General features: G+C 38.5%; 7 protein-coding genes. 5 read left to right on the top strand and 2 right to left on the bottom strand.

Annotated features, from left to right (window positions below; translation table 11 throughout):
* Positions 1-11: 11 nt before the first annotated feature.
* On the bottom strand, positions 12-2,843 hold the full coding sequence (locus C5O19_RS19860; protein ID WP_104715125.1) for a hypothetical protein: 2,832 nt from the start codon (positions 2,841-2,843) through the stop codon (positions 12-14).
* Positions 2,844-3,825: 982 nt separating this feature from the next.
* The gene (locus C5O19_RS19855) at positions 3,826-4,320 is read right to left on the bottom strand and encodes a hypothetical protein (RefSeq protein ID WP_165796077.1); all 495 of its coding nucleotides are present in this window, start codon (positions 4,318-4,320) and stop codon (positions 3,826-3,828) included.
* 1,608 nt (positions 4,321-5,928) lie between these two features.
* Here C5O19_RS19855 and C5O19_RS19845 point away from each other — a divergent pair.
* From C5O19_RS19845 to C5O19_RS19825, 5 genes are all read left to right on the top strand, one after another.
* Positions 5,929-6,273 carry a helix-turn-helix domain-containing protein gene (locus tag C5O19_RS19845; RefSeq protein WP_165796076.1) on the top strand — a complete coding sequence of 115 codons (345 nt, stop codon included), beginning with the start codon at positions 5,929-5,931 and terminating at the stop codon, positions 6,271-6,273.
* Between the two features lie 22 nt (positions 6,274-6,295).
* The gene (locus tag C5O19_RS19840; protein ID WP_165796075.1) at positions 6,296-7,048 is read left to right on the top strand and encodes an ImmA/IrrE family metallo-endopeptidase; all 753 of its coding nucleotides are present in this window, start codon (positions 6,296-6,298) and stop codon (positions 7,046-7,048) included.
* Positions 7,035-7,565, top strand: coding sequence for a hypothetical protein (locus C5O19_RS19835; protein ID WP_104715120.1), 531 nt, complete (start codon positions 7,035-7,037; stop codon positions 7,563-7,565). Before C5O19_RS19840 ends, C5O19_RS19835 begins: the two co-directional genes overlap by 14 nt.
* A gap of 301 nt (positions 7,566-7,866) precedes the next feature.
* On the top strand, positions 7,867-8,982 hold the full coding sequence (locus tag C5O19_RS19830) for a ComEC/Rec2 family competence protein (RefSeq protein WP_104715119.1): 1,116 nt from the start codon (positions 7,867-7,869) through the stop codon (positions 8,980-8,982).
* A gap of 4 nt (positions 8,983-8,986) precedes the next feature.
* A complete protein-coding gene (locus tag C5O19_RS19825) occupies positions 8,987-11,338 on the top strand; it encodes a ThiF family adenylyltransferase (RefSeq protein WP_104715118.1) in 2,352 nt (783 codons plus the stop codon).
* Positions 11,339-11,359: the final 21 nt, after the last annotated feature.

Here is an 11,359-nt window from a genome sequence, read left to right as displayed (position 1 = left end):
ATCAAACGTTGTTATTGGCCCAACCGGGTTAAAAAGTTATTGGCTAATAAATTACCAGAATGCTCATACCGATTGTACTTTATGGATTTACTACTGTGAATATCAGTTCGCCGTATTACATCGGGAGCTTTACCACTCATCAAAGTAAAGGCCCGAGCAAAGTGCTGGGGTAGTGGTAGACTAAAGGGGATAAGTAAATCCCCTGTTTGGGCATCCACTTGAACGACATGACGGTTTAATTTATGCAAATAATAATAGGAACTCCATCGTCGATCAACACGATAACTCTGCCCCTCTTTCCATAAGTATACTCGGCGGTCCCATTTCTTAAGTTTGTATTCAACTAAAGCGAATTCTGGATCAAACGTGGATACTTCACCACTAAAATTCAATGTTTCTATTTTAAACGGGTAGGCGCAATAGCTCATTAGTGTTGCGTCTTCTGGGGTGGCTAAGATTTGTAATTCATACTCCGATAAGCTGGCTGATAGGCTTAACAGACCGAACTGAGGTAGATTTGATATATCATAAGGTATATTGAGTTGAGCCGCTACTTGTTCAATCGCCTTTTGTCCGCAAAGTGATTCAGCGGGCCCATCTGCAATAAGTATGATTGCAGATGGAAGAAGGTAATTCTGATAGCGGGAGGGATGATTTTCAACGCTAATCGACACATTGAATTGATCAGCTACCTCTCGTAATAAGGCTATCAATTCGTTTGATCGGAACCCTGTTAATAATGCTCGTCGTCCTCGTCTAGCTGGTAAAGGTATTAATCGAGAAGAATTAATCCATATTTTATTATGAACATCGTCGTACTCAATATGCCCTAAGGCTCTCATCATTTCTAACGAGCGTCTCTTATATTGACCCGTTGAAAGCCCGTCATCGCCATGAAAACGCTTAGAGGAAAATAATTCAAATGCCGTTGAAAACTGCTGTATAGAGGATTCTTTACGAGCAGACAAATAATTTAGCAATTCATCGAATGGCTTATCTGATGAATTAATTAAATAAGCTGGTTTTGAAGCACTTACAGCATATCCCGGTAGAAAATTCCATAAATAGCTTTCTTGATACGCATATTCAACACCTGTTGTTAGTAAACCTTGTTCATATTTGTCAGCGTTATTTTTTTTACAAAGCTCACCCATTTTGTTCCAACAAGGCAAATCGTCTTTATCCGTAGACAGGGTTATTGATTCGGCAAAGCAATAGCTAATTGTAGTCTTTACTGCTTCGTCGACAATTTGAAGTTGGAATCGTACGTCTAAGGGAAAATCGTTTGGAAAGCAAAATACAGTATTCTCTGGTTCGTGTCGATGCAGATTGATTGTCCTTTCATTCTCTAGTAGAGCTTGCAACTTTTCCTGTCCCGTTTCCCCTATGATTGTAACTTTTGGAAGTTCAAGAGCATAATATACACCATAGCTTAATTTTAAGCCTCCAACTAGTTCGATTCGCTTATCTATAGGAAAAGTTAGATGGGAAAGCCAAGATAGAGGCTGTGAAGCTCGGCTGAACTTAAAAAGCGAATAGCCATGCGGGATACCATCTAATTCACGTTCGGTCACTTCTTTAAAGAGACCTTCAGAGAAGTGCTTTTTCCATAGCTCAAATTTTACTTTGTCTTTGGATAAATGTGCACGGTCATAAAGGAGATACATTTCCGATTGATTACGAGCAATTACATCCGTTTCGATCCAAGTATTACCATTTAAACCGACGCTATTTCCCCGGGTAAAAAGCCATACTCTATGTGATCGTTTGACTGTACGGGCTTTCCATCGATTAGCTGGGCTAGATAATGAATACCCATCCTGATTAAATGGTATAAACATTTCGTTAGACCAACCGTCAGTTACCTCTTGACAACTAACTTCTTCTTGGCCAGGTACTTCAAATCGTAGGCTTTCGGGATAGTCTAAATTTGCTTTGGACTTGAAGCGATAATTAAGTTTTAATATAAAATTAGTGTGTTGGGGATCTTTAAATGTTAAACGTAAACCTCCAATTGTCCACCCAGATGTCGCAGAATCCAAGTTACTCTCGCCATTCCAATTTTCTTGGTTTTGTTGAATGGTACCTCGAATGAACTGGCCTAGTTCATCTTTATCAATCGAGATCAATTCTTTAGTTTTATCAGATAGTGCTAATTCGTTCCCATATTTAATGAGTAACTCTTTAATTACGCTACTGGATAATATTTGGTCGGGTATGAGTTCTGCTTTTTCAAATAATTTAGGAAGCTGTTGAAAGAGACGTGGTTGTATTAAACATTGAGAAAATGCTTTACCTACGTATATATAATAGTTACTAGCAAAATTTTTAGAATCGAATATTCCCATTTCTCCTTGCTTTATCCGCAATGCCCAATCACTTAAATTTTCCCAAGCTTTGTTCCAATTCATCCTTTTGTCCTGCCTTTGTACATATGGGAGACTATGTTGAGCAAAGAACTTATTTGCTCTATCATGGTAATTGTTGCCATTAATTGAGAAATCAAATGTTTCTTCAGTCAGTGGTAATACCGATGTAACTAGTAATGTTAAGCAAGGTGGATAATTTGATTTAATAAGTTTCCTAGTAACTGGATCTCTACTTTCCCAACTACCAGATCCCAATGTTGTTTCAATTTTTTCAATCAAGCTTGAGTTTCTTCCTCCTTGTGATTGGATGGCCCTTACAAAATCTTGCCATACTTCGTTTCTAGACAAGTCAGTATTTTGTATGCCTAAATTGATAATTTGATCTTTATTTAATGCAATATATATTGGCAAACCTGCTTTGTTTCTGTTAAAGAGATAATTCCCAATTATATTGTTCCATTCGTAATAATGCATATCTAAAAAAATTAATTAGGAACACTAATAGTGAAATATTATTTTTTTGATTTATGTTTAATATTGTTTATCGTAAATTTAATAATATTGTAATTATCTGTATTGCTAAGTGATTTTGTATGTAAAAAATAGTTTAAAAATAAATTATAAATGATATTTTATTTATGATTTAAATATTGTAAAAACCCAATTAGTTTTTTTAATTACCGTTAAACTAGAATATATATTCTTAATTAATAACTATGAACTTAATTAATATAATAAATGATCTCGAAATTCGATAAACTCTCTTTTGCTCATGGCCTCGATATTTATACCTTCTTTATGTTTTAAGAATGTATTGGTTAATATACCTCACAATATTTAATTTTATATATTCTAGGCATATACCCTATAATGTTGAAATAGTTTATACTTATGCAAGTTTTTTTTGCTTAAATTAATAATAAATTTTCATTGTTTGTATAATATATTAAACAATGAATGATTCTAAATCAATTTACACCTTGACAAGTTTAACACTATACTATCTACGATTTCAATTAATCTATTATCAAATTTTCCGTCCCTCAATGCTTCATTATTTAAACATTGAGGTCCCAAGCTTATCTGACAATGAGAATCGATCCTATTTCTTAAACTGACTTCAAAGCAGCTCACGATGGTGAAAAGCTCCTGCGAAAACCTTAAGTTAAGTCGGTACAATGTCATTGCTTTTTTGGTATCTCCTTGACAGGCAAGTTTATATCGACTCATCCGCTCAACGGACATCACACGTTCAAACTCTTGAAATTTCATTGTAAACTATTACTTGTATTTGCTTAAAAATAATGATATATTTACATATATGCTATTCCCGATAGCCCCTGAATTCTCTTCAAGCTATCTGGTTTTTGTTTTAAAGGCCTCAAAATACGCTAGGTAAATCCATTCCGTAATTTTCTTACTCCTATACTTTACCTAGCAAGTGTACCTCAAGAGATTATCGATTCCAAGAAAAGAATTTACGACTCCGTTCTAATTGCTGCTGCTGCTCCACTGATGGCTGGGGCTGAGACAAAGCCAATATGGCAAAGTAGGTTAGACAGAGCCGTTTAAATAGAGCCTTACTATAGCCATCCACATCAGTTTTGAAGTCATGGTAGATGAACCGATGCAAACGTGGCTGTAGAAGTCGGAGTTTTCGACTGCCTCTTGCTTGCTCAAGAAAATTTCCTCCTAAGCGATAACTGTACGCCCATCCTTCTACTGGTTTAGCTCCAACAAATAAGTGGGTGTGTGCCACAAGTAGATCGTTTTCATAGCCCATCTGCTTCATAAGTTGAATATCTGACCAGGTAGACCCTGCATAGTCAGGATTGATGTGAATCTGTAAACCCATACCGTGAAAAACATTCGTTAGACTTTTCAAGTGTATCTCCAGGGTTGGCACATCTTGGAGCCCCCAAGAATCAAAGTCAGAAGTAGAAGAAATCAAAGGTTCGGAATGACCTAGTTCTAAGGTCTCGAAAAAGAAGGGGAACATAGAAAGAAAGGGAGGGCGAAAGGGAAAGAATTGAATAAATGAGCAAGAGATGCTGAGTAACCCTACATAATAATTTACTGAATAACGTTAGCAAAAGCAAGCATTGACAAAAATATTTAATATTTTTTATCATAATAACTTGTCAACGTTTAATTTGTACGTTGATTTTCAATACTTTAATATAAGGCAAAGTTTTTAAAGCTAAATCTAGCACTCGTACAATCTGAAAGCTATCTGCATCTGAGGGGGAAGCCATTGGCATTAGGCTGACTAGCCGTACTACTTTGCGTGTAGTCTGCTCCGTTTCGTCAGCAGGAGTACCTAACACAAAGCCCCGTTTCTCTATCTCAGCCAGGGCTTTCTTGGTTCGATCAGCAATTAGCTCGTGTTGGTCCATCGTTGCCAGAATACTAGTGATTCACTTACGAGCTTCAGGTATATCGCAGCATATAAAATTGACCTCAGATCTTGAAGGGTTAAGCTTGTAGCTGAGCTGCTACTATTCCCTAATTCAATGTGCATTAAGCTAGTCAAAATATCACCTTTAAACTTTGTATAATTTACAACAGCCTATTTCTGGCTTCGAATTCAAGACCTTGGCTCCCCTACTTTACCGCAAAGTGTTGAAAGTGAATTTTTAATTAGTAAATTATTTTATAATATAAATATCGTAGCCGATAAATTTTTGAAAAGTGAGATGGAGTACATTTTGTTAAGGAATATGGGTTGGCAAAGCAAAATATATATATCTTATCAGTTATATATATATGAATATATCTTATACATAATAAATATTTATATTTATTTACCTTATAGCGTTTTATAAAGGAATCTTTGTAAAATGCTATAGAGCTTAGTGTATTAATGCTTACCCCTGTAGAATGCCCAATTAATGAAATAATTTAAAATATGTGTAACTCTTTTCGTCATACTAATGGTCTAAACTGTTAAGCAGGGGAGGTCGAGTCTTGGTCTCGAAGCCCAGAAACAAACTGTCGAAACATTTTTCGAATTAGTATGTGAGGTTTAGTCTAGTTTCACCGATATCTAATCTGGTAAGAAAAATGACAGGCCCCATGTTCTAGCGACTATCACTTACTGTAAGGTTTATGGAACCACCTTGCTCATTGAGAAACGGGATCGGTTGACTCGGAATATCCCCTTTGTCATTACGCTTCGAGACTCGGGAGTAGACTTCGCATATTGTGATATGCCGGAAGCTAATTTCCTAACCATTGGTATCTTGGCATGAGGGCTCAGTACGAACGGCAGCTAATGGCGGATCGAACCGAGAAAGCCCTGGCTGAGATAGAGAAACGGGGCTTTGTCTTAGGCACTGTGGCAAACAGAACGAAGCAGGCTAGACGCAAGGGTACTCTAGAAGGTTAACTCAATGCTTAGGCGGATCAAAACAACTACAAGCCGGACGCTTTGAGATTGTGCAGGTGCAACGAGTAGAAAAGCTGATCACTTCGCAATTATTTATGTTACATAAATGAAACTTTCATTTGCAAAATTTGATTATATTTGTAACAAGCCTTAACACATATATCTATGGACATGCTTAAAGTCTTAGGCAATAATATTGCTTACCTCCGTGGTGTCACAGGACTTTCGCAGCAAGACTTGTCGAGTTACCTGAAAATTAATCGGGTTGAGCTAAGCTATTATGAAAATGGTCAACGCTCCATACCTATGACTAAGCTTCGGATGCTCGCGGATTTGGTGGGTATCGAACCTATGAGTCTGTATGATGAGTCTTTTGCTAAACGCCCTTTGCAGACCGCTTTCGCATTCCGGTCAAATGGCTTTGAAGTGAGCGATTTAGAAACTATTGCTGATTTTCAACGTATTGCTCGGAATTATCTTCGTTTCAAGCGTTTATCAGAAAACTTATCAAATTGACTTAGTAAAGACAATAATGGGTATGAATTTCTTAGAGCGTGAAATGATGCTGGCGGCTCAGCGGTTTCGACAGGAGCAGGGTTTAAGTGCGACCGAACCTGTAGCACTGCGTAATCTGCTGGCTAAGCTGGATGTGCTGACTTTATTTCGTCCATTAGGCAGTGATTTTTCTGGAATGGCGATGTTGCGAGATGATCATCGTTTTATGCTTATTAATAGTACACATTCCGTTGGCCGTCAAAATTTTTCAATTGGACATGAATTGTATCACCTTTTTATTCAAAAGCGGCAGCAAGCCATGGTCAGTTTTGCTGGACGTTTTCCTGAGAAAGATTTAGATGAGCTGCGAGCCGACTGGTTTGCAGCTCATTTGCTTTTACCAGAGCATGGAGTCTATGAGCAAATTCCTAAAAGCGAGTATGCTCGAGATTCTTTGTCAACGGCTACGTTTCTGCACATCCAACACTTATATGAGTGCTCGCGGCCTGCCTTGCTGAGAACGCTTAAAAGATTGGGGCTTATTGGTTCAGCAGGCTATGATCGATTATATAAAGATGCCTATGAACAGCTGGCTAACTATGGATATACAAATTATCTGTACCGATTACATTCAGCTTCTGAGCCAGGCAACAATTACATGATAGGCGAATATGGAGAACTAGCTAAGGCCTTATATGATCATGAATTGATTTCAGAAACTGATTATGATGGGGCTCTGCAAGATTCTGGGGTGTTAGATCCTTTAAATGTTAATAACCTAGATGAAGAAGGATGATTTTGCAGGAAAGCGGATTTTACTGGATGCAGATGTAGTCAGTCATTTTATCAAAGGGCAAGGTTGGTCTTTTTTGATACAGCTCTTTAAGGGCCAACTTTATATGCTTGATAACGTAGAAAGTGAACTGATGCGAAATCGCGATCAAAGTTTTACGGGTCAGGTTAGTAGCCTTCTATCTACTGAAATCCAGTTGATGGTGTTTCCAACGCAGAACCCTATGGTAGTTAAGGAATATCAGCTTTTAACGCTGACTAGAGGGGATGGAGAAGCGGCTTGTATGGCTGTAGCCCGTCATTTCAATGATGTCATTGCCAGCAGTAACCTTAAAGATATTCGGCTCTATTGCCAGCAGCATCAAATTGTCTATCTTACTACGATGGACCTATTGCTAATTGCTTACAATGAGCAGGTTATGACAGAAGGTGACTGCGATCACTTTATAAACTTAGTACTTGCTCAACGGAGCCGACTGCCTTGTAAAACCTGGAAAGACTATTTAGCTATGATTAAATAATATACAGAAGTTGAAAGTAGTAACTATAAGCTACCATAAGATACTAGCGTAGTTAAAATAAGGGTCAGATGCCGGCAAGCTTTCCTGACCCTCGATTTCAGACCGCTTGTTCGTCGTGGGGACGATGATACCGTTAAGTAAACGGTACCGGGGAGTCTGTTGCGTTTGTAAAACGGCTGGCAAAGCTAATTGTTTTGCTTACTTATTTCCAAACGCTTTCCCTTGGGTTATTTCTCCCGGTTCAATAGAGTCAGTACCGATCTATAAGAAACTGACCTAAAACTAATGTAACCATAAGAAAATGGCCAATGTAGCCCAAGAAGTCATCAAGCCTACGCAGGCGGGTATTTTCCGCAGTGTGTATCTCTACACTGGACAAGGGGAGACCACCCTGCTGGTGATCCCAACAGGTCCTAATGTTGAAGATTATCAATACGTTTTAGTGGATTGTGATCAAGACAAAGAGTCCGATGAAATTGAACTGATCAGTTTATTTAAAGATCTTTTCACGGATGGTCAGAAGATTGATGTATATATCAATACACACCCTCATGCAGACCATACAGCTGGTATTAAGGATTTATACGATGAGATAGGAATCACTGAAGTATGGCATTCCAATCATAAAGCTTCGGGGAAAGACGAAGGAGCTTATAAAGAGCTTAAATATGTCCTTGATAAAGTAGGGAAATCGAATGAATACCATCTCAAAGGGACAAATGATGTCAATAAGCTAAGAAAGAGCGATAAAGCAGAGACCGAAGTTGTAAAGAAAATTGGCAATGTAGATTATATCGTACTCTCCCCAGCCGAATACGTATGTGATGATATTGATGGAGAAGATGAAAAAGCGAGGTATCGCCGCATTCATGAACAATGTGGAGTCATACGCTTTGGGTACGGAAGCGATCCAAAGCACATCATGATGACTGGGGATTCGGATAAAAAGGCTTGGAAAGAACATATAACAGATTATCATAAAGATCATTTGACTGCTATTGTTTTGAGTGCAAGTCATCACGGATCAAGAACCTTTTTTAAAGAAAATGAAGACGATGAAGATGTGTATGAAGAGCATATAAAGTTCATCGAACCTACGTATCTTATCATCAGTGCTCCTAAGCAGGCAGATAGTCCGCATGATCATCCACACGATGATGCCATGGAGCTCTATAAAAAGTATGTCGATCCGGATAATATTCTTCACTTGGGCGAAAATCTAGAATCCGTCATTATAGATATTGATTCTTCAGGTCAAATGGATGTTCGGCTAGATAAGCGATTGGTCGAAACCTATGGTAGAAAGAAGAGTGATTCGGATCAAAAACGAGATACTTCAGATTCTAAAAAGGCTATTGGTTTTGGAGTACATGTAGGCTCATCCGGTACAAAGATTGATAACAAACCTATGGGTTAAACAAATGGAAAGCTGGTTTAAGCGACATCCCGAATACTTATCGGAGGAAAGTATTCGGCTCAGGAGAGATAGTAACTACCGAGAGCACCATCAGGCTTTGAACCAAGTATTCTTGTCGTGCGGGGAAATCCTCGTACGGCAAGATCGGGTTTATCGTTATCCAATTCTGATTGTTTACCCGGAGGCAACGCCTTATGCTTTGCCCAGTATCTATTTATTAAAGGAATTACTTTCTTTAAAAGAGCTTGATGAGTTGGCTACTCAAAATTTTGATGAAATCGGAGAACTGTTGACTGATAAGGTTAAGTTCTACAACCATCGCCATCAAATGGCCAATGGAGCCTTATGTATACTGGAAAACGATCACCTGGAAACGGGTTCTTCGTTTTATCATGCGGATCAGCTACTATGCCGGGTACGTGACTGGTTAGGTGGGATTACGTCTGGACATTTTCCTCCGGATAGTTCAGAGGTTGAATTATTTGCTCACCTAAGGAGCTTGTCAGTAGACACTGAATTCCTCTATTCAAGCGATTACTTAGAAGAATCTCTCTTTCAAGGTTATTTTTATGCTGGACTCTTGGCACATCGTAAACAAAGTAAGCTATATAATACTGAACATCGTACTTTTTATGGTTTTGCGTTAAATGGAGAAGACTCAACGGGAATTTTGCAATTACGGTCAGTTGAGAGATGGAAATCTTTATTACCTGTAGGCATTGAAAAAGCTGAAGACTTAGAAAGTAAAAAAGAGGTTGTTCAATCGGCTATTGATGAAAGACGATTCTTAAGGGGATATTGGTTTTCCATTCAAAAAGAACCACAACCTTTTGATGGGTTAACAGGCTTTCTTAGTATAATCGGTGAAGGTAGTCAAGAGGTTGGGCTGGCAAGACTGCATAGAATCATATCTACTGATATTAAAAACTTACCAGAAGAACTTCTGATTGCTATCCGATTCCCTAACCGTCGAAATATCTTGGAGTGGCAGCTTTTCAAAGTCAAGAAAAACAAAGAGGGTAGGGGTATTATTTTTGGAAATTCGCTAGAAGACTTTAGCGAAACCTTGTTAGCCAATTATAAGGTAGTTGAAGTTGTTCATTCTGAGCTATTTAGTGATCAATCGTTTCATCAAAGAAATGCGACTAGAGCAAATCGTTCTCAGTTACAAAATCAAGCTGTTGTTATTCTTGGTTGCGGGTCATTAGGTAGCGAAGTAGCGGACATGGTAGCCAAAGCAGGGGTTGAAGATATCGTTTTGGTCGATAAGGAAACATTTAAAGCTCACAATGCAGTCCGGCATTTAGCTAGTTTAAAATACATTGCTGTAGCAAAAGTGTTAGCTGTATCAGATATAATTCACTATCATAATCCTTTTGTTACCACATATCCAATTCCGTTAAATTTACTGGATACATCAATCCTTCCTTTTTTCGATAATTCAGCTGTAGGTATTTCAACGATTGCTGATGACAATGTCGAAGGCTTTTTAAATGAACAAGCAGTCACCAATGGTCGGGCCGTTTTCTATAGCCGAGCTTTGAGGGGAGGAAAAGCAGCCCGACTTTTTAGAGTAATACCCGGCAGGGATGCCTGCTTTCACTGCTTATCACTTTACTCGGCCGAAGAGAATCCAGTAGTTACGAAGGTTAGAGCTGATCCGAGTTTACCAACTTTAACTAATGAGTGTAACAACCCCGTTAGGCCAGCAAGCAGTGCGGATCTTAAGCTAATTTCGTCTCTAACCGGAAGATTATTACTTGATTACCTGCAAGAACGTTTACCAATGGATCAAAATCATTGGATCTGGAGTACAGAAGCCGACGTTCCATTCCCAGGCACTCAACCCTTTAGCCTGACAAGCTCATTCATTGCTCCCCATCCTGCTTGTCCCTACTGCCTTTCGCTTTTAAAAAAGCGTGTACAATGCTCGTCAGCCATTTTAGATTTCATGCGGACAGAAACTCAACTAGCCCCTGAAATAGAGACAGGGGGAATATTACTGGGGCGTTTAACTAATAATGCGATTACAATTGAAGCGGCTTCTGGCCCTGGACCGGCTGCAAAGAAAGAAGCCCGTTATTTTGAGCGTGATGTAAACTTTTGTCAGGAATTTTTAGATCAACAGTTTAATGAGTTCGGGCATGTCTACGTAGGAGAATGGCATTATCATCCTAGTTCTGATAACCGGCCTAGCAGCTTTGATTTAAAAAGCTTAGAAGCAATAGCCAGCAGTTCTCAATACAATACTGAAAACCCGGTAATGATCATTTTGTCATCTGAGGGACTGCCCGCTTGTAGTGTGCATTCTAGAAATCAAGACTACTATAGTGTTGATTTACAGCTAACTAATTAATCTGATTTCATAAGTAAATAT

This window comes from Siphonobacter curvatus, assembly GCF_002943425.1.
Lineage (GTDB): Bacteria > Bacteroidota > Bacteroidia > Cytophagales > Spirosomataceae > Siphonobacter > Siphonobacter curvatus.
Note: the sequence above shows the minus strand (reverse complement) of the source record. Positions and strands in the feature narration are given on the sequence as shown.